The sequence below is a fragment of the Neptuniibacter halophilus genome, assembly GCF_030295765.1.
In the GTDB taxonomy this organism is placed as follows: domain Bacteria; phylum Pseudomonadota; class Gammaproteobacteria; order Pseudomonadales; family Balneatricaceae; genus Neptuniibacter; species Neptuniibacter halophilus.
Genome location: NZ_AP027292.1, coordinates 2,525,847 through 2,543,732, shown reverse-complemented (window position 1 = coordinate 2,543,732; position 17,886 = coordinate 2,525,847). Strand labels below are relative to the sequence as shown.

The following is a 17,886-nucleotide window of genomic DNA, read 5'->3' as shown; positions in this document are numbered from 1 at the left end:
GTTGCGGCATGACCTCTGTGCAGCCCCGGAGAATCACTGTCAGAGATTTAGCGGCCGATCGGCGCCAGTGTGCCCTGCGTCAGCCGCAGCAGGTCAGCCGCGCTCATTTCGATCTCCAGACCTCGCCTTCCGGCACTCATACAGATACTGGGAAAATTCCCGGCACTGCTGTCCAGAACCAGTGGCAGACGTTTCTTCTGCCCCAACGGGCTGATTCCCCCGACCACATAGCCGGTTGCCCGCTCGGCATCCTGAGGGTTCGCCATGCTGACCTTCTTCACCTTCAATGCGCTGGCCATTGCTTTCAGATCTAACTGACCGGAAACCGGCACTACACCAACAGCGAGCTTTTTGTTGTCACCGTTTTGCGCAACCAGCAGGGTTTTAAAAACCTGAGCCGGGTCCAGCCCCAGCGCATCAGCAGCTTCCTCACCATAAGACTCGGCCGACGGATCATGTTCATATTCATGCACAGTGAACGCTACTTTCGCTTTCTTCGCCATGTTGATAGCTGGGGTCATCGGCAGAACCTGTCTCTGTGGGTTTCAAAAATTACGGCATAAAAAAGCCGGCTGTCGCCGGCTTCGCTGCTGAGAGTATTTTAATAATTGTCGCTGCGACGTCCAGTCAGAATATCAGCGATATCGATCACATCAATAATCGTACCTTCGCCCTTACCCACGCGAACCACCTTGTCTTTCAGACGGATAATTTCAGAGGCAAGGTCCCGCCCCTGCAGCCGGTCGAGCAGCTCATCCGGCAGTAGTTCGGCCTGATCCAGCAGGTCGCCGTCAAGAATTTCGCCACGGGTCAGTTTCTTCTGCCAGCCCGGCGGTAGCTGTCCGTCACGGGCGAGTTTTTTCTGCAAACCGTATGGCAGGGACTTTTTCTGTCCCCGATAATCACCGGTTCCCGAGTCAGGATAGCGGCGGTAGTAATCCCGGATCAGATCGCGCTGGCGGTCTGAAAACAGATCATCCAGTAACTCCCGGTCACTGACGAAATTGCGCTCGTCATCATCCCGTTCCTGACGCTCCTGTTTATCTTTGTACTTCTCTTTTTTCTGCTTTTTATCGTTTTTTTCAGCGTGGGCCGCATTTTTGCCGCCCTTATTACCAGCCCACTCTGGCTTCTCTGCATAACAGTTAAACGCCAGTCCTGCGAGACAGGCTGCGAGTATTAGCTTCTTCATATCAGATTCCTACTTCCTGGTAATTTTTGAGCCTTCCAGCGACAGGTTATACATCAGTCCCTTATTGGAAAAGATAAAGCCGATGATCGGATCCCTGATATTGCTGGTATCAATCTCGGCCCCGGCTCCCAGATTGATCACCGCAACACTGCCATCCACGCCGGCTTCCCAGCCATCACTGTTCTTGAACTGACGTAACGCCTTATCGGTCATGAACAGAATGATCTCAGTTTTAATCTGAGCTCCGAGCTGAAAACCTATCGAAGCGGCCGCAATGCTGTAATACCCCGTGGTTTTCCCACCTTCAATCAGCTTACCTTCACCGTATTCACCGCCGATACCAAATCCGGCTTTATAGACCTCAGGGAAGATCAATGCCCCTCTGGCCTGTTGATAGAGCCGTTTCCCGGCCGGACTGTGCTTAAAAAATTGTGTTAATGCTTCCGCAGATTTCGCATTGATTTCGGCGCTGGAAGCCGCCTGAACACCGCCGCTTAACAAACTGAACGACAGCACCATGAACAACGATAATTGCCTGATCATTTACAGCTCCTTAAGGGAACCTGCGAATAAATCCTATTCGCTGGCTCCTGAGTGGGTTTGCCTCCGTTCAGTTTATACCCTCTGAGCTTTTTTTGTCTTACGCAGGGGCTGTAATACCGATTCCAGACCATTGATACGGATCTCCAGCATCAGTTCCAGCAGGTGGCCCAGCTCACCGTGAGGGAAACCTTTTTTTGCAAACCAGAGCAGATACTCTTCCGGCAGATCAAGCAACACACGCCCCTGATACTTCCCAAACGGCATCGTCATATTGGCCAGCTTTAACAGATGTTGTTTATCCAGATCCAGCAATCCCTTCCCCTCCTGAAGGCTGTTCAATTCTCTGGTCAGGCAGTATTCTTGATCTCTACCGACCCATGTCGAGGTAAGCCTAATGGCAGACGAGTCACATTACCAACCTATTAATTGCGAAATACATGATGGTTTTGAACTGGCCTGCATGCGCCACGCGGTTCATCTGGTGATCTGGCAGGATGGCGAACAGCAGTACCAGCAGAAGCTGCGCTTCCTCGATCTGGAGTACCGCGCCGACGGAGAATATCTGATTGCCGAAGACAGTGAAGGTACCGCTTACCGTATCCGGCTGGATCAGATCAGCAGTCAGCTTCCCTACTAACCCCCATATTCCGCCAACCGTTCAAGGATCCGATACGTGTCAGATATAGCACTCAGCCAGATAAACATTTTCCCGATTAAGTCCCTGGGGGGCCTGAGTTTAACCAGCGCATTTGTTGCCGAAGCCGGCCTCGCTTTCGACCGCCGGTTTATGCTCAGCGACCCGGAGGGTGAGCTGCTGTCTGCCCGGCAATGCCCGGCGCTTTTAAAGTTCACGACCCTGCTGCGCGATGACGGGATTGAGGTGATTGCACCGGACGGTGAACACCTCAGCATTCGATACCCTGAACTGTTCAACAACTACCGTCAGGTCAGGGTCTGGGGAAATGAGATCAATGCCCAGCATTGTGGTGAGCTGTTTGATGAATGGTTCAGTCGCAAGCTGGATACCCCGGCACAGCTACTTTTCTTTGGCGAGCAGTCAGAACGCTTCACCTCGCAGCGTCCAGACAAGGCCGTTGCCTTTGCCGATGGTTATCCACTGCTGCTGATCTCCGAGGCCTCTCTGCAGGACCTGAATCAGCGCAGTGCCACCCCGGTAGGTATGGAACACTTCCGTACCAATCTGGTGGTCAAAAACAGCACGCCTTTTGCCGAAGACAGCTGGCAACGGATCCGGATTGGCGAGGTCGAGTTTGAGGTGGTTGCCCCCTGCTCCCGCTGCGTTATGACAACCTATGATCCACTCACGGCGAAGCAGGTTCCCCACGGTGAGCCGATCAGTACCCTCAGCCGTTATCGGCTGGAGGATAATCAGGTCTACTTCGGTCAGAACCTTGTCGCACTGAATGAGGGGCTGATCCGTCAGGGAGATCCGGTCGAGGTACTGCAAACTCGTACCCCCCCCAACTATCCCGACAGTGCGCCTCCACGACGCGATCAACCGCAGCCCACACACGCTTCCGCTGAGCTCTGGCCTGATGGCCAACCGCTTGAACTGTTGTGCACTAACCGGATTGAGGAGACCCGGGATGTCGTCACCTTCCGCTTTAGCCTGCCCGATGGGGTGCAGACAAGCTACGCAGCAGGCCAGTTCCTGACCCTGAATATTCCACTTGAGGGCAAGACGGTGAGTCGTTGCTATACCCTCTCCTCCTCACCGAACCGGCCGACAGATCTGGCCATTACCGTGAAGCGCGTTACCGGCGGCGAAGTGTCCAACTGGCTGCATCAGCATCTTCAGGTTAATGACCGGATTGAGGCATTGCCGCCTCAGGGTGAGTTTCATTTGCAAAACAGCGGCGACAAGCCGCTGCTGCTACTTTCGGCAGGTAGCGGAATCACTCCGATGCTGTCGATCACCCGTGAGCTCTGCGACGAGCAAATCCCCAGAGATATCGTCTTCTATCATCAGGCCCGCACAGAAGCCGACCTGATCTGCGAAGATGAACTGCTCTGGCTGGCACGGCAAAATCCACGTCTGAAACTGATCTTCTCATTGAGCCAGCCTGAAGAGGACTGGCAGGGCGTGCATGGCCGGATCAGTCAGGCACAGCTACAAACGCTGGTACCCGACCTACCTCAGCGTCAGGTGATGTGCTGTGGCCCGGAAGGCTTTATGCAGCATGCCAGAGAGTTCAGCCTGAATCTGGGACTGCCTCAGGCGCAGTGGATGGAAGAGAGCTTCGCCGCACCACCGGGAGTCGAGCCGGAGCCCGAATGCTATTCACTGACCTTAGAGATCAACGGTCAGCAGTTTACCGGTAACAATCAGAGCAGCCTGCTGGATCAGGCTGAACAGCAGGGAATCAGTATTCCGTCTGGCTGCCGTTCTGGTGTCTGTGGTTCCTGTAAGGTGCACTTAATTGAGGGACAGGTATTGCGCAGTTCAGAGATTCCGCTGAGCGAGGAGGAGAAAGCCGGCAATATCATTCTCGCCTGCAGTTGCCTGCCGGAGTCTGATCTGAAGATCGGGTTCTGAAGTACAGAAAGCCGTTTTACTGACAAACAGGCATAAAAAAAGCCGGTACCCTGAGGCACCGGCTTTTTAAGTATTCTTAAAACTGATTAAGCAACTTTCAGATCAGTTACTTTTTTAGCAGTTTCTTCAGCGATTTCAGTCGCTTTTTTAGCAGACTCTTCAACTGTCGCCAGGTAAGCATCTTTAGCTACAGTCATAGCTGCAACGCTTTTCTCAGCAGTTTCAGTCATTTTAGACTCTACAGACTTGTAGAATTTAACCTGCAGGTCCAGAGCCGCTTTAGGGTCTTTGCACTCGCACAGAGTTTTGAACTGTTCAACAGAAGCGTTAGCCAGTTCTTCAACGTAGGCTTTCTGCAGTGCAACCAGAGTTTCAACAGTTTTAGTGTTTACGTCTACCAGATCCTGAACCGGCTTGAACAGGTCAGCAATCTCTTTAGACAGTTCTGGTTTGAAAAAATCAGCAAATGGGTTGTTAGCAGCGTACATAGTTTCGTCTCCAAAATTAACTTTGCTGCATTGCAGCAATCCGTTTCAGCTAATGTAAAACCTGAACAATTTATAGTCAAGCAATTTTTTTGTGCGGTGCACAAAAAAGTTTTCAGCGCTTATGCCTGGCCAGAAAACGGTCCAGTTGGTTTGCAAACGACTGCCGGTCCGCCTGGCTGAATGCCGCCGGACCACCGGTATCAACACCTGCACTTCGCAGGGTCTCCATAAAGTCCCGCATCCCTAAACGCTGCTTTATATTCTCTTTGGTGTACAGCTCACCCCGGGGATTAATCGCAATCCCCTGCTTCTCGATCACCTCTGCCGCCAGAGGTATATCCTGAGTCACCACCAGATCACCGGGACTCAGTTTCTCTACGATATGGTTATCTGCCACATCAAATCCCTGAGGCACCTGCACCGCATTGATCAATGGTGAAGGAGGCGTGCTCAGATACTGGTTTGCGACCAGCGTCAACGGCACCTGCTTTCGCTCCGCCGCCCGGAACAGAATCTCTTTGATTACCTTGGGGCAGGCATCGGCATCAACCCAGATATGCATATCACTCCTCAGTCAGGAACATAATAAAGGCATATGATGACAAAAATAGGTCAGCAGGCACAACCAAAAGCCACTGCCCAAATTCAGTGCAAGGCAGCTCCCTACAGCAGGGCGACGCCCCATTTCGGTTCCTGCGGGCGACAGGCTGCCCCCCTAAGTCTTTCAGTTTCCACCTGATCCGGGTTTTGGCTTAACTTTTGCTCTATCCGTCTGGCACACCATTTTTCAGGAGCAGAAGATGTTGCTATTTTCCTTTGGCTATTCGGTTATCACTCTGACCTCCCTGATGCGCTCCGGTATGCTGCTGATGCTCGGCTGGTTGCTGTTGATCGGCGCAGTCTGGCTGAACTACCCGCTGGCGCTCTGGGCCCTTATCCCGCTTATCTATCTGCAACTGAGTTTTATCAGCCTTTGCCAGCAGCGCTGGAGCTGTCTTAACGAGATCATCTCAGCCTTTACCCGGCAACAGCATCAGTTTCGTGGCCGTTCCAGTTTTGCCGATAAACCGCTGGGGGAGACCAGCCAGAAACTGTACAGCCTTTCACGTCAGTATGAGCAACTGAATGACCTGTCCAACCAGCTCTGCAGTGAGATGAAGTTCTCCACCCATGAACTGGAAAATCTGGCCCGTCACACCGCGGATGCGGCCTCGGAACAACAGAATCAACTGTTAACCATCGCCAGCGCTTCTGAAGAGATGAGCCAGACCGTGCAGATGATTCGGGAGCATGTGCACCAGACCCACGACAACGCAAAAAGCTCACAGCAGCTCAGCCAGCAGGGTTGCCATGAGGCCGGGCGCCTCAGCGGCGCTCTGGCCGAAGTTCGTCAGCAGTTCGGCGAAACCAGCCGTAAAATCAAGCAACTTTCCGAAGAAGCCCAGGCGATTCAGGAGTTTGCCAACAGTATTGAAGCCGTGGCCGCGCAGACGAATCTACTGGCGCTGAACGCCGCCATCGAAGCAGCCCGGGCGGGCGAAGCCGGACGTGGCTTTGCAGTCGTGGCCGACGAGGTGCGACAGTTGGCCGGTAACACCGAGCGGGCAACCGGCGATATCAGTCAGTTGGTAAAAACCATGCAGAGCCGGGTTGAAGCCGTCAGCAGCAGCATTCTGGAATGCGAAACAGTGCTCGACAGTGGCACCGAAACCTGCCAGCAGATGCTGGCGCTGTTGCAGCAGGTGGAAGCCGGCAGTAACACCAGCCTGAGCCTGATCAGTGAAGTGAACCATTCCATTGATGAACATGCCCATGCGAGTAATGAGCTGAGCGAGAAGCTCAGTCATATTGGCACCCTGCTGCAGAATCACACCGATCAGGCCGGAGCTTTGACCGAACTCACCGGGTATCTGGAAAATCTGGCAGAAAAAGCCACGGCCAGGGAGGTAACCCTATGATTGAGCTGATCTCCCTCAGTGTGCTGATCCTTATCACCCTCGGCGCCAGCCTTTATCACCGGAAGAAAATGCGCCAGCGCCTCAACACCCGTCTGCTCCGTGGTATCGACCAGTTAACCCGGCTGCTTGAACTGATCCAGCGGATTCAACGCCACCGGGGCCTTTGCGCCAATTTAAACGGCCAGAATAATACTGAACAACGGAACCTGAGCAGCGAAATTGAGCCCTTATGGAACGCCTTGCTCGGCCCTGATTATGACGGAGATCACAACCGGATCCGTTTGCAGCATCAGCGTTGGCAGCAGATCTGCGCTAACCCGGCCGATAGTTTTATGTCTCACTGTCTGCTGATCGAGAAACTGCTTAACGAGCTCACCGTGATCGCCGATACCTGCTCCCTGACCGCAGACAATACACACTTCGACACCCAGCGACTCTGGCAGAACCTGTTGCAACGCCCCTACTTCGCCGAAACGCTGGGACGCCTGCGTGCACTCGGTAACCGTGCCGCTGCACTGGGCCACTGTCCGGCGGATATCCGGGTTCAGATTCTGTATCAGTTACAGAACCTTAAAGCCTCGGAGCTGTTTACCGCTGAATTAGAAAAGGTCAGTGAGCTGGTACAGCAGGAGATCCTGACACCCGAGCAGATCCAGATTGAGCCACGGGTGTACTTCAGCCATATGACCCAGGCGATTGATGATCAGATACAGATCACCCGGGATCACCTCGGACAGCTCAACCAGACGGTTTAACAGACTTCACCTCACTCCCGGCCTCCCCTACAATACTGTTTTCAGTCAGTGATGGGAGCGGCAAGGATGAGTGCGCAACAAACCCCGAAGCGTATCGGACAGGCCATGTGGTTTGCTGCCTGGGTGCTCCTGCTGGCCATGCTTTACCTGTTTTTTGCCGATCAGGTAGAAGAGAAATACAACCCCAATCGCGATCTGGTTGCCACATCGGCTCAGGAAGTCACCCTGAAACGGAATCGCGCCGGACATTATCTGGCACCGGGCCAGATCAACGGCCAGCCGGTCAACTTCCTTCTGGATACCGGCGCCACCACCATCAGCATCCCGCAATCTGTCGCTGACCGGTTGCAGTTACAGCCGGGTATCCGCCAACAGGTAAACACGGCGAATGGCAGCATCAACGTCTACGCGGCGAAACTGGACAGCGTGTCCCTTGGCGGAATCACCCTGCGCCAGATTCAGGGCCATATCAATCCGCATATGGACGGTGATACGGTCCTGCTGGGGATGAGCTTTATGAAGAATCTGGAGATCAGGCAGAAGGGTGATTATCTGACCCTGAAATATTAAGTTCGTTGCTACCCTGCGCCGGCAGGAGTTCGATCAGAGCCTGACGCAGTTGCCGAACCAGTTGCTTTCGCCCCTGTCCGCGCCGCTCCAGTTCACCCCAGCTTTTCTGTTGCAGGTTACGCTCCAGCAACAGGCAAAAATCAGCGTTTTGTAACAGGGTCATCAGCCGCGCTTCATCAATCCCGCTGAGCAGGGTCAGACAGAAGCGATGAATCGCATAGGCACAGCTTTCGTAACTGCGATGATGGCGGGCAAAAGCCTGCAGATCACTGTGATCATGCTCACTCAGCTCCGTGACCAGTTGATTGCCCCGCAGCAGCTCACAGATCAGATCCGGTTCCAGATCTGTCAGGTCATCACTCAGGCGATAGCTGAGTTGTTCGCTGAAACGCGCACTTAATTGCTGCTGCAACCGAGACGCCGCTTCGCTGCGCGCCGCAATCACCAGCGCAGCATGACAGCCGCTGACACTGTCCCGGCTGCTGCCGAGCCGGACTGTGCTAAACCCGGCATGTCGCCAGAACTGCTGCAGTGAAGCGCTGGCTGCAAAGCTCGCTCCCAGATAGTCCCAGCCAAACCCTGCAGCATCCTCTTTGATGGCCGCCAGCAACTGACTGCCCAGCCCCTGCCGCTGCAGCGCCGGATGAACAGCAATACGCATAATACGCCCGGCGCGCAGCGGTGCTGCAGCACGGGCACCTTCGTGACCAAGCAGGGTTTGTGGCAGAAGGTGACCCCGGGGGCGACGCTCACCAGACCAGATCGGTTCGACCAGTTCCGCCGGTATCGGCCCCTCCTCGGAGATCAGTGCTGCTGCAGCAATCTGTCCATCCAGTCGCAGGGTCCAGATATGCAGGTTGGGGCTGTCGAGTAAGATACGCAGATCGCCCGGTGTGGTGCGGTAGTGTGCCAGCACCAGCAAACCAAACAACTGGTTCAGTGTTTCGTAATCCTCACTCAGCCGATCCCGGTCGAGTCGTTCAATCTTCTGCTCAGCCTGCTGCTGGATTTTTTCACAGAGCAGACGGCTGTCTGCTGCCTCTGCATTGAGCAGCAACAGGTTAAAGACCAACTGCTCCAGCGGGTCCTGTTCTGCCCAGCGAATGGGTTGGTTGAGGTGGATCGATTTCCAGTTTGGCGTGGTGCTGTCGAGCACCTTTTTAAAACGCAGGCTGAAGCCCTGACCGGTACCTTCATAACCGTGGATGGTGGACGCAAATACAATCCGTGGAAAGCGCTGTAACAAGGCACTGAGCACCGGTACCGGAATGGCTGCGGCCTCATCGACCAGCAAGACCTGGCCCTCGCCCGGCTCACTCAGGGCCTGTTCCGGTTCCAGAAAACGGATACTGTGTTCGCCCTTCTCCAGCAACCCTTTGCTCTGCTGATAATCCGGCAGCAACTGGCCCGCCATATGGAATGCTTCCTCTGCGGAAGCCTGTTCCGGTGCCGTAATCAGGATCTGCAGGTAATCCAGACCGGAGAGTTGTGCAGCGGCAATCCCCAGTGCAGTGGATTTACCCCGCCCCCGGTCGGCGGTCAGTACCGCAGGACGACGCCCCCGGCGCAATTGATTCAGAATCAGTTCCACCGCCTGCTGCTGATCGCGGGTTTTGCTCGGCAAGGCGACATCTGCGGCCGAACCGGCAACCTCCTGCGGAACCGGTAACTCGATTTCAACCCCGGCCAGCTCACTGCCTTCACGCCACTGCAGGGTGTAAGCATCATCCTCCAGCAGCATCACCATACGCGAAATAAAACGTCGCCCGGCGTCTTCACTCTGGTAGGGAAATGCCACCAGCCCCTCATGTTCAGGGTCATCATATTCTGGCCAGTGGTCCAGATCCGGACACAGAAGCAGCAAAACGCCACCGCCACGCAGGGTGCCACTCGCCTGACCAAAACTATCAGGGTTGAAGCCGGACCAGGCATCATAGACCAGATAACGGTAACTCTGTCCGAGGAGTTTATGGGTCTGACGTGGGTTAAAACGGGTCCAGCCGCCGGGCGCATCACTACCGATCCAGACGCTGTCTTCCAGAGCCCCCAGTAAATTGACCTGCGCATAACACCAGTCGCGCCGACCGCTGATCAGCAACAGACGACGATGATGGTGCTCAGCAGCATTGGCTCGCAGTCGCTGAAACAGTTCAGGCAGCGTACTCACGATTCAGCACTCCGTTGCACGGAGCAGACCTCAGAGACGGCAACAACTGTGAAGCAAGGCATAGCGTCAGCACTACACGGAATAGGTGGCTGAGGGCTCAAAGCCCCCTTCGGCAAACGCTTTGTACTGGTCACCACCAGCTTCGATTGCCGCCTGCATCTGTTCCTCAGCCAGAGTAAATATCCGCTCCGGGGTCAGTTCCCGGCTCGGTTGCAGGGTGACCACACCAATACTCAGGGTGACGATTTCACCGTCCGGTTTCTCTTCGTGGGGCACAGCCTGTTCACGCACCATATCGCAGCAGCGCTGCGCCAGCAGGGAGACCTGTTCATTGGTTGAGGGAAGAATAAAGGCAAAAAGATGGTCATCCAGACGTGCAATCACATCACCGGGACGGCCCGCCCGGGACTGCAGCAGTTCGGAAACCCGGCGCAGCAACGCCTGTGCCTCGGTAACTCCGTACTGGTCACCATAGTGCTGAAAATGATCAATCCGCAGCAACATCATGCTGATCGGTGAAAACTCCCGCACCGCACGACGGCACTCCACATCCAGCGCTTCATCAAAGCGAATCCGGTTGGCCAGCCCGGTCATCGGATCATGCCAGCTCACCGCCTGCTGCTCTTCAGAGGAATCGCCCTCCGCCCGGGCCTTCTGCGCAGAGACCATCGCGCCAATGCGTTTCAGATAGGAAGCCAGCAGAACAGACAACAATAAACCGGTCAGGAGAAACAGCGCCGGGGTGTAACTCATGCCTGCGTTCAGACGTTCCTCGGTGGCGACCAGCGTCATCTTCCAGTTACCACCGGCCAGATTGAGCGGCTGGGTGTAGCTCGAGTCCACAGCCGGATCAGCCACGGCGATATCGAGCAGCCGGGTATCCGCCTGAGTTAAGACGAGTGAGACCCCGTTTAGCATATTGCTCAGTGGGCTCTGATCAACCAGCTCCTGCAGGCTGATCAGGAGGATAACCCGATCTCCCTGCAGCAGGTTATGACTGGCCAGCAGCCAACTGCCCGAAGGGTCGCTAAGCCCCTCTAAGTGCAACCCGCTGTGACTGTTCTGTCGGGCAAGATAGGTGGTTACAAAACCGGCACTGATAATGTCGCTGTTCGCCCGGACAGGCAAGCGCTGCGCATCGCCGGCGGCTGTCTGGTAGATCAGTCCGTTAACCGCGCTCTCCTGACTGCGAAGATGCGTAACAAAGCCCTGAATCGCTTCAGTTGGCAGGGTCTGGTTGAGTTCCAGCCCCAGTTGCAGACTTTCAAGCCGGTAAAGCTCACGCTCCAGCCGTTGCTGAAAAGAGGCGACTCCCTGACTCATCTCCACCTTAAACTGCTGGATTGAGGCTTCACGCTCCTGCTTCAGCATGAAGATAAAGATCAGCAGAGAAAATAACGTACCGCAAAGCGCAAATAGAATTGCGATGTTGCTGCGTTTCCGGCTGTTTTTCCGGGTCTCAGGTGCGCCATCCGCGGACATTAAAAAGCTCCGTATAATCAATCAGTAAGCACCGGCAAAAGGTTTTTACCGGTTCTTGCAACGATAGTGCACCGCCCCACTTTTTTCCAGCACTATGCCGACTAAATGCCCGGCAGAACACGGTTTCTGATATAGTTATTGGCCTCAGTCACTAAATAGCCGTACTCCCTTGTCCAGAATCGCCATCTTTGTTGACGTCCAGAATATCTATTACACCACCCGCCAGGCATTTGGCCGCCCATTCGACTATCGCCGCTTCTGGCAGCAGGTAGCTCAACAGGGTGAGATCAGCCATGCCTATGCTTACGCCATTGCCCGGGATGATGAGGGCCAGCGTAAATTTCAGGACGCACTGAGGCATATTGGCTTCGAGGTAAAACTGAAACCTTTCATTCAGCGTCAGGATGGCTCGGCTAAAGGAGATTGGGATGTAGGGATCACCATCGACCTGCTGGAAACGGCCGCTGAGGTGGATCGGGTGATTCTGCTGTCCGGCGATGGAGACTTCGACCTGCTGCTGAAGCGGGTGCGGGAGAAATACCGGGTAACAACAGAGGTGTATGGGGTCGAGGCACTCACTGCCCGGTCACTGATCGACGCCAGCGACCGGTTCCACTCAATTCTGCCCAACCTGCTGCTCTGAGCAGGTGCTCAGGGCCGATTGCTTAACCGGCCCCGATACGCTTCAGGCAACTTCTGCCGCAGCCCGGTTGCCACGGGCAAAGGCGCTCAGCATCGCCTGCAGCGCAGCAGCAGAGGTATCTTCATCGCAGGCCACGGCGTACTGGATATTGCCATCCAACTGCAGCGCGATTGCCGCCAGCGCCTCAGCCTCAGTACCACCGCCTAAGGCGTGCTGATCAAACTGGGTCACTTCAATACTGCACTGATAATGACGGGTCAATGCATCACACAGCGCTTCCAGCAGCCCGGCACCTTCCCCTTTAAAACCGGCATCACCGATACGGAAGCTGGCGCTGACCTGATGATCCTCAGTATGCAGATCATAACTGCGTAACTGCCACTCTTCAGCCACCGCAACAAAGTGCTCCTGATAGAGCTGATAAATGGTCTGCGGTGAAACCTCGATACCCTGCTCTTCAGCCGCCGTCTGAACGATACGACTCAGTGGCGCATGCATCCATTTTGGCAGTTCGATACCGTAATCACGCTCCAGAACCAGTGCCACACCGCCTTTACCGCTCTGACTGTTAATCCGCACCACCGCTTCATATTCGCGGTTGATATCGCGCGGGTCGATCGGCAGGTAAGCCACATCCCAATGAGGTTTGTTGTTGGCCTCATGGTAGTTGACCGACTTGCGAATGGCATCCTGATGGCTGCCGGAAAAAGCGGTATACACCAACTCCCCCGCCCAGGGGTGACGCGCAGGCACCGGCAACTCGTTGCAGTATTCCACCACCTCGATGATCTCTTTGATATCGGAGAAATCCAGTTCAGGATCAACGCCCTGGGAATAGAGGTTCATCCCCATGGTGACGATATCCATATTACCGGTACGTTCACCATTGCCCATCAGGGTACCTTCAACACGATCCGCACCCGCCATGACACCCAGTTCAGCCGCGGCAACACCGCAACCACGGTCATTATGGGTGTGCAGGCTGATCCGCACCTGATCCCGCTGCTGCAACTGACGACAGAAATATTCGATCTGATCGGCAAATACATTCGGGCTGGACATCTCAACGGTCGCCGGCAGGTTGATCACTACGGCCTGACCGGATTCCGGCTTCCACTGTGCGATGACCGCATCACAGACTTCAACCGCGTAATCCATCTCGGTGCCGGTAAAACTCTCCGGGGAATACTGGAACTCCCACTCTGTGTGTGGATAACGTGCCGCATAATCACGCACCCAGATCGCACCCTGCACCGCGATCCCCTTAATTTCGTCTTTGCTCATAGCAAAAACCTGTTCACGCTGCACAACGGAGGTAGAGTTATACACATGCACATTGGCACGTTTAACCCCTTCCAGCGCTTCAAATGTGCGTGAAATCAGCTCTTCCCGCGCCTGAGTCAGTACCTGAATGGTGACGTCTGCCGGGATCAAATCTTCTTCGATCAGCTTGCGGACAAAATCAAAATCCGGCTGAGATGCCGACGGAAAACCTACCTCAATCTCTTTGAAGCCGATCTTCAGCAGCAACTTGAACATACGGGTTTTCTGCTCAACTGACATGGGATTGATCAGCGCCTGGTTACCGTCGCGTAGATCAACACTGCACCAGTCAGGGGCCTGGTTAATCTCCTGATCCGGCCAGGTACGGTCGGTCAGACGGATCGTTTCAAAACGGCGGTACTTACGATGATCAAACATAAGGCTTATCCATTCATCAATTGAATTATTGTTCTATAAAATGCAAAACCCGCTGCCGGGTGCACTCAGTGTGCGATGGCAGCGGGAAATTTTTCAGCAGACACTTTTGGCATCAGTTTTCGAGTACCTGGTTCGATAAACCAACTCGGGCTGGTAACGCTCACTTGTGATGATTGCCCCCTCACACACTGATTGGCATGTGATTTACAACCCCTCAACCGATGAAAACAAGTTTACGCCTGAGGCTGCGCAATTACCGATCGAATACAACCTATTTTTTAAAATTTGCGCAATAATAATTCACAAATTAAAATAAAAGCACAAACAAATTGCCGCAAAGAAAAATATAATGAAAACTTCTGTCTCAATCGACCGCTTTGACCTGAAAATATTGCGCGAATTACAAAACAATGGCGACCTGTCTAATCAGGATCTGGCCGATCGGGTCGGTCTCACTGCGGCCCCCTGCTCTCGCCGGGTCAGACAGTTGGAAGAGTCCGGCGTGATTCGTGACCGCGTAGTGCGACTGAACGAGCGGGCCATCGACCTGAACCTGTTTGCCATTCTGCACATCAGCATGGACAAACATATCCCGGAACGGTTTGAAGAGTTTGAAAGTACGATCAGTACGCTGCCGGAAGTGATGGAATGTTATCTGATCACCGGGCATGATGCGGACTATCAGTTAAAAGTCGCGGTACCCGATATGGACCGCTACCACGACATCCTGCTCGGCAAGATCACCCGGATCCGCGGTGTCACCGGGGTAAAATCCGCCTTTATTATGCGCAAAGTAGTCGACAGCACATCCATGCCACTGGATTACCTTGGTGCTTGAGGCATGATCTGAGGTGTGGCTTCCGCCGACCAGATTTCATAGCAGCGCAACAGATCATCCAGCGCAAAGCCCTGCTCAAGCTGATCCGGATAGTGTTCCAGAATAAAAGCCAGCAGCTCGCAGATCAGCGCCCGCTGCTCAGCCGTCGCGGCCCGGCAGAGCTCGTTGTCCGGCCCGTCCAGTGTCAGGTGAAACAACCACTGATCCAGATAAAACTCAGCATCCATGGTTTCCAGCGTCAGACGGATCATCGCCGGCATATAGTACAGTTTACCCTCAACTGAGCTGAAACAGATCGGATCCCAGGCCGGATTTCCGAGCTGTTCCAGACCAATCGTATCCGCTTCGAACTGCAATAATGTCTGGTCATGTTCGGCACACTCATCGCAATGCCAAAACCGGGTAAAGTGCTCTGGTTTAGCCTGAGCAAACGTGGCATCGGCCCGACGCAACCAGTCTGCATTCTCCTGCATGAATAAAACTCCGGTAGCATTTGCCTGTTAGCATGCTATTTTTGAATGGATAAACTGCAGCCGTCTGGTGATGAAATAACGCTTTCAGCGAAGGAACCTTCAAAGCTGCCGGACAGATACAGGTCAATATACCTGAAACCACACCGCAGTTTAGATGACCACTGACTTATGCAGTACAAGGAATGTTATGAGTAGACACAGTAATCCGGAGAAAACTCTGGAGTATGTCCTCGACATTATTGCGGATGGCGTCTGGGACTGGAATATTCTCAGCGGCCACGTGGATCGTAGCCCGGGCTGGTACCGGATGCTCGGTTACGATGTCGATTGTTTCAACAAGGATGTGTTGACCTGGGAAAGCGTTATTCACCCGGAAGATCTGCCCCGGGTGATGGAGCATTTTGAAAACTACCTGCAGGGCAGAGAACCTCTCTACCGGATTCAGTACCGTTGCGTATGTCTGGATGGTGAACCACTCTGGGTCGAAGACTCCGGCCGGATCGTCGAGTGGACCGAAGCCGGCAAACCGGCACGTATGATCGGTGCCCATACCAATATACACGCACTGAAAACCACCCAGAAACGCCTCGAACAACAAAACCGGATTCTGCAGGGTGAGTATGAAAACCTTGAGCATATTGTGCGGGAGCGTACCGCCGAGCTGGCACAACTGAACCAGACCCTGGCCGAGAAAGTTGAGGAGATCGAATACATTGCCAGCCGGGATGCCCTTACCGGTGCCTATAACCGGCGTATGTTTGAGCAGTTGATCGATATCGAAATCAAGCGTGCTCAACGCTACTCTCAGCCGATGTGTGTGATTCTGGCGGATATCGATCTGTTCAAAGAGATAAACGATCGCTACGGCCACAAGATGGGTGACAAAGTGCTGGCAAATGTCGCCGGCCTGCTGCGTGAGCATATCCGCGACAGTGACGTACTGGCGCGCTGGGGAGGCGAGGAGTTCGCCATTATCCTGCCCAATACGCTGTCAGATATGGCGCTGGAGATGGCAGAGCGCCTGCGCAAGTTGATTGCCCGGCAGAAAACTGACGGAAAAGTTCAGGTAACCTGCAGTTTCGGGGTTACCCAGTATCACCAGCTGGACTCCGGTGACACACTATTTGCGCGGATGGATCAGGCGCTTTATCAGGCCAAAGAGTCTGACCGGAATAATGTCCGGTTGATGATGCCCGGCACCTGAACAAATCTGTTACCCCGCTGTAAAGCTTAATGTTACTGGCAAGGGGCGGAATAAAAGCGAGAATTACGCTCTTTTATGCCCCGAACCCACCCTGCCCGGCACCGCTTACGATTCAACGGTGCTTTGTAAACGGCAGGGTATGCATTTTTTAGTGAGAACAGTTCATGACCGACAACACCAACCCCATCGTTATCAGCGGCTCAGGTCTCTGGATTCCCGAGTACAGCATCAGTAATGAAGAGTTGGTGCAAGCCTATAACCAATACGCAGAGCGTTACAATCAGGACAATGCAGCCGCTATCGAGGCGGGTGAACTGCAGGCTAAACCCCTCTCAAGTGCAGAATTTATTACCAAAGCTTCGGGGATCAAAAGCCGCTATGTTTACCGCAAAGAGGGCGCACTCGACCCACAGCGGATGCGCCCGTTTATAGAACCCCGCAGCAACGAACAACTGTCACACCAGGCCGAAATGGCCCTGAATGCTGCAGAAAAAGCGCTGCAATCCGCCAATAAACCAGCCGCCGAGATCGATGCAGTCATCGTCGCCTGCTCCTACACCCAGCGTGCCTATCCGGCGATCGCAATTGAGGTACAGGCTGCGCTGGGGATTAAGGGTTTCGCCTTCGACATGCTGGTCGCCTGCTCCTCCGCCACCTTTGCCCTGCAACGGGCTTACGAGATGCTCAGCGCAGGAACAGCCAAAGCCGTGCTGGTGATCAATCCGGAGCTGACTTCGCCACAAAACAACTGGCGCGACCGCGACAGTCACTTTATTTTTGGTGACGTATCGGTAGCCACCGTGATGGAGCGCGCAGACACCTGCCGCTCAGATACCTCCTATGAGGTGCTCAGTACCAAAGCGGTTACCCTGTTCTCCAACAACATCCGCTCTAACTTTGGCTACCTCTCCTACACCGATGACAGTGATCCTTTCGGCGCCGATAAGTTCTTTATTCAGCAAGGGCGTAAAGTGTTTAAAGAGGTCTGCCCTATGGCAGCAGAACATATCAGCAGCCAACTGGCACAACTGGGGTTTGAAAATAGCGAAGTAAAACGCTGGTGGCTGCATCAGGCCAATATCAATATGAATCAGTTGATCGGGCGCAAGCTGCTCGGTCGTGATGCCACTCAGGAGGAAGCGCCGATCATTCTCGACCAGTTCGCCAACACCGCATCCGCCGGCTCGCTGATCGCCTTCAACCTGCACCGGGATGATCTGCAAAGTGGCGATATCGGCGTGATCTGCTCCTTTGGTGCAGGCTACTCAATCGGCAGTCTGGTAATTCGCCAGCGCTGAACCCGGTGGCGATAAGA

General features: G+C 54.2%; 19 protein-coding genes. 9 read left to right on the top strand and 10 right to left on the bottom strand.

From position 1 onward, the window contains the following. Nucleotides 1-47 precede the first annotated feature (47 nt). The 4 genes from ybaK to QUD59_RS11830 form a co-directional block, all read right to left on the bottom strand. Nucleotides 48-521: a Cys-tRNA(Pro) deacylase gene (gene ybaK / locus QUD59_RS11845; protein ID WP_286237226.1), complete on the bottom strand. Its 474-nt coding sequence runs from the start codon at nucleotides 519-521 to the stop codon at nucleotides 48-50. Between the two features lie 80 nt (nucleotides 522-601). Further along, complete coding sequence (locus tag QUD59_RS11840) at nucleotides 602-1,192, bottom strand: hypothetical protein (protein ID WP_286237225.1); 591 nt, start codon at nucleotides 1,190-1,192, stop codon at nucleotides 602-604. A gap of 9 nt (nucleotides 1,193-1,201) precedes the next feature. Continuing rightward, on the bottom strand, nucleotides 1,202-1,735 hold the full coding sequence (locus QUD59_RS11835) for a lipid-binding SYLF domain-containing protein (RefSeq protein WP_286237223.1): 534 nt from the start codon (nucleotides 1,733-1,735) through the stop codon (nucleotides 1,202-1,204). 72 nt (nucleotides 1,736-1,807) lie between these two features. Then, nucleotides 1,808-2,044, bottom strand: a complete 237-nt coding sequence (locus QUD59_RS11830) for a DUF3820 family protein (protein ID WP_286241027.1) — start codon at nucleotides 2,042-2,044, stop codon at nucleotides 1,808-1,810. 85 nt (nucleotides 2,045-2,129) lie between these two features. On the opposite strand from QUD59_RS11830, the gene QUD59_RS11825 reads away from it, so the two are divergent. Beyond that, complete coding sequence (locus QUD59_RS11825) at nucleotides 2,130-2,372, top strand: Rho-binding antiterminator (RefSeq protein ID WP_286237220.1); 243 nt, start codon at nucleotides 2,130-2,132, stop codon at nucleotides 2,370-2,372. A 36-nt stretch (nucleotides 2,373-2,408) separates the two neighbouring features. Next, complete coding sequence (locus QUD59_RS11820) at nucleotides 2,409-4,292, top strand: hybrid-cluster NAD(P)-dependent oxidoreductase (RefSeq protein ID WP_286237219.1); 1,884 nt, start codon at nucleotides 2,409-2,411, stop codon at nucleotides 4,290-4,292. 86 nt (nucleotides 4,293-4,378) lie between these two features. Here the strand turns inward: QUD59_RS11820 and QUD59_RS11815 are convergent, their stop codons facing one another. Continuing rightward, on the bottom strand, nucleotides 4,379-4,780 hold the full coding sequence (locus QUD59_RS11815) for a phasin family protein (protein ID WP_286237217.1): 402 nt from the start codon (nucleotides 4,778-4,780) through the stop codon (nucleotides 4,379-4,381). A gap of 112 nt (nucleotides 4,781-4,892) precedes the next feature. Next, nucleotides 4,893-5,342 carry a YaiI/YqxD family protein gene (locus QUD59_RS11810; RefSeq protein WP_286237216.1) on the bottom strand — a complete coding sequence of 150 codons (450 nt, stop codon included), beginning with the start codon at nucleotides 5,340-5,342 and terminating at the stop codon, nucleotides 4,893-4,895. A gap of 238 nt (nucleotides 5,343-5,580) precedes the next feature. Here QUD59_RS11810 and QUD59_RS11805 point away from each other — a divergent pair, with 238 nt between their 5' ends. From QUD59_RS11805 to QUD59_RS11795, 3 genes are all read left to right on the top strand, one after another. Then, complete coding sequence (locus QUD59_RS11805) at nucleotides 5,581-6,738, top strand: methyl-accepting chemotaxis protein (RefSeq protein ID WP_286237215.1); 1,158 nt, start codon at nucleotides 5,581-5,583, stop codon at nucleotides 6,736-6,738. Continuing rightward, nucleotides 6,735-7,493: a hypothetical protein gene (locus QUD59_RS11800; protein ID WP_286237214.1), complete on the top strand. Its 759-nt coding sequence runs from the start codon at nucleotides 6,735-6,737 to the stop codon at nucleotides 7,491-7,493. The genes QUD59_RS11805 and QUD59_RS11800 overlap by 4 nt, the downstream gene beginning before the upstream one ends. Before the next feature lie 66 nt (nucleotides 7,494-7,559). After that, on the top strand, nucleotides 7,560-8,063 hold the full coding sequence (locus QUD59_RS11795) for a retropepsin-like aspartic protease family protein (protein WP_286237213.1): 504 nt from the start codon (nucleotides 7,560-7,562) through the stop codon (nucleotides 8,061-8,063). Here QUD59_RS11795 and QUD59_RS11790 read toward each other — a convergent pair. Continuing rightward, on the bottom strand, nucleotides 8,026-10,230 hold the full coding sequence (locus QUD59_RS11790) for a tRNA(Met) cytidine acetyltransferase TmcA (RefSeq protein ID WP_286237212.1): 2,205 nt from the start codon (nucleotides 10,228-10,230) through the stop codon (nucleotides 8,026-8,028). The two genes, QUD59_RS11795 and QUD59_RS11790, sit on opposite strands and share 38 nt — an antisense overlap. Nucleotides 10,231-10,302: 72 nt before the next feature. Further along, nucleotides 10,303-11,712: a GGDEF domain-containing protein gene (locus tag QUD59_RS11785; protein ID WP_286237211.1), complete on the bottom strand. Its 1,410-nt coding sequence runs from the start codon at nucleotides 11,710-11,712 to the stop codon at nucleotides 10,303-10,305. A 169-nt stretch (nucleotides 11,713-11,881) separates the two neighbouring features. Here QUD59_RS11785 and QUD59_RS11780 point away from each other — a divergent pair, with 169 nt between their 5' ends. Beyond that, on the top strand, nucleotides 11,882-12,355 hold the full coding sequence (locus QUD59_RS11780) for a LabA-like NYN domain-containing protein (RefSeq protein ID WP_286237210.1): 474 nt from the start codon (nucleotides 11,882-11,884) through the stop codon (nucleotides 12,353-12,355). A 42-nt stretch (nucleotides 12,356-12,397) separates the two neighbouring features. Here the strand turns inward: QUD59_RS11780 and leuA are convergent, their stop codons facing one another. Further along, a complete protein-coding gene (gene leuA / locus QUD59_RS11775; protein WP_286237209.1) occupies nucleotides 12,398-14,056 on the bottom strand; it encodes a 2-isopropylmalate synthase in 1,659 nt (552 codons plus the stop codon). A 349-nt stretch (nucleotides 14,057-14,405) separates the two neighbouring features. Here leuA and QUD59_RS11770 point away from each other — a divergent pair, with 349 nt between their 5' ends. Then, nucleotides 14,406-14,894, top strand: a complete 489-nt coding sequence (locus QUD59_RS11770) for an Lrp/AsnC family transcriptional regulator (RefSeq protein ID WP_286237208.1) — start codon at nucleotides 14,406-14,408, stop codon at nucleotides 14,892-14,894. Here the strand turns inward: QUD59_RS11770 and QUD59_RS11765 are convergent. Beyond that, nucleotides 14,879-15,367, bottom strand: coding sequence for a hypothetical protein (locus QUD59_RS11765; RefSeq protein ID WP_286237207.1), 489 nt, complete (start codon nucleotides 15,365-15,367; stop codon nucleotides 14,879-14,881). The genes QUD59_RS11770 and QUD59_RS11765 overlap by 16 nt on opposite strands. 187 nt (nucleotides 15,368-15,554) lie before the next feature. On the opposite strand from QUD59_RS11765, the gene QUD59_RS11760 reads away from it, so the two are divergent. Beyond that, the gene (locus tag QUD59_RS11760; RefSeq protein ID WP_286237206.1) at nucleotides 15,555-16,571 is read left to right on the top strand and encodes a sensor domain-containing diguanylate cyclase; all 1,017 of its coding nucleotides are present in this window, start codon (nucleotides 15,555-15,557) and stop codon (nucleotides 16,569-16,571) included. A 164-nt stretch (nucleotides 16,572-16,735) separates the two neighbouring features. After that, nucleotides 16,736-17,869, top strand: a complete 1,134-nt coding sequence (locus QUD59_RS11755) for a beta-ketoacyl-ACP synthase III (protein ID WP_286237204.1) — start codon at nucleotides 16,736-16,738, stop codon at nucleotides 17,867-17,869. Nucleotides 17,870-17,886: the final 17 nt, after the last annotated feature.

Excerpts from the sequence above, each read along its gene's own strand:
- QUD59_RS11755 (WP_286237204.1), top strand. The coding sequence starts at position 16,736 with ATGACCGACAACACCAACCCCATCGTTATCAGCGGCTCAGGTCTCTGG.
- QUD59_RS11805 (WP_286237215.1), top strand. The coding sequence starts at position 5,581 with ATGTTGCTATTTTCCTTTGGCTATTCGGTTATCACTCTGACCTCCCTG.
- QUD59_RS11840 (WP_286237225.1), bottom strand. The coding sequence starts at position 1,192 with ATGAAGAAGCTAATACTCGCAGCCTGTCTCGCAGGACTGGCGTTTAAC.
- QUD59_RS11835 (WP_286237223.1), bottom strand. The coding sequence starts at position 1,735 with ATGATCAGGCAATTATCGTTGTTCATGGTGCTGTCGTTCAGTTTGTTA.
- QUD59_RS11760 (WP_286237206.1), top strand. The coding sequence starts at position 15,555 with ATGAGTAGACACAGTAATCCGGAGAAAACTCTGGAGTATGTCCTCGAC.
- QUD59_RS11770 (WP_286237208.1), top strand. The coding sequence starts at position 14,406 with ATGAAAACTTCTGTCTCAATCGACCGCTTTGACCTGAAAATATTGCGC.
- QUD59_RS11825 (WP_286237220.1), top strand. The coding sequence starts at position 2,130 with ATGGCAGACGAGTCACATTACCAACCTATTAATTGCGAAATACATGAT.
- QUD59_RS11800 (WP_286237214.1), top strand. The coding sequence starts at position 6,735 with ATGATTGAGCTGATCTCCCTCAGTGTGCTGATCCTTATCACCCTCGGC.
- QUD59_RS11785 (WP_286237211.1), bottom strand. The coding sequence starts at position 11,712 with ATGTCCGCGGATGGCGCACCTGAGACCCGGAAAAACAGCCGGAAACGC.
- QUD59_RS11815 (WP_286237217.1), bottom strand. The coding sequence starts at position 4,780 with ATGTACGCTGCTAACAACCCATTTGCTGATTTTTTCAAACCAGAACTG.
- QUD59_RS11765 (WP_286237207.1), bottom strand. The coding sequence starts at position 15,367 with ATGCAGGAGAATGCAGACTGGTTGCGTCGGGCCGATGCCACGTTTGCT.
- QUD59_RS11810 (WP_286237216.1), bottom strand. The coding sequence starts at position 5,342 with ATGCATATCTGGGTTGATGCCGATGCCTGCCCCAAGGTAATCAAAGAG.
- QUD59_RS11795 (WP_286237213.1), top strand. The coding sequence starts at position 7,560 with ATGAGTGCGCAACAAACCCCGAAGCGTATCGGACAGGCCATGTGGTTT.
- leuA (WP_286237209.1), bottom strand. The coding sequence starts at position 14,056 with ATGTTTGATCATCGTAAGTACCGCCGTTTTGAAACGATCCGTCTGACC.
- ybaK (WP_286237226.1), bottom strand. The coding sequence starts at position 521 with ATGACCCCAGCTATCAACATGGCGAAGAAAGCGAAAGTAGCGTTCACT.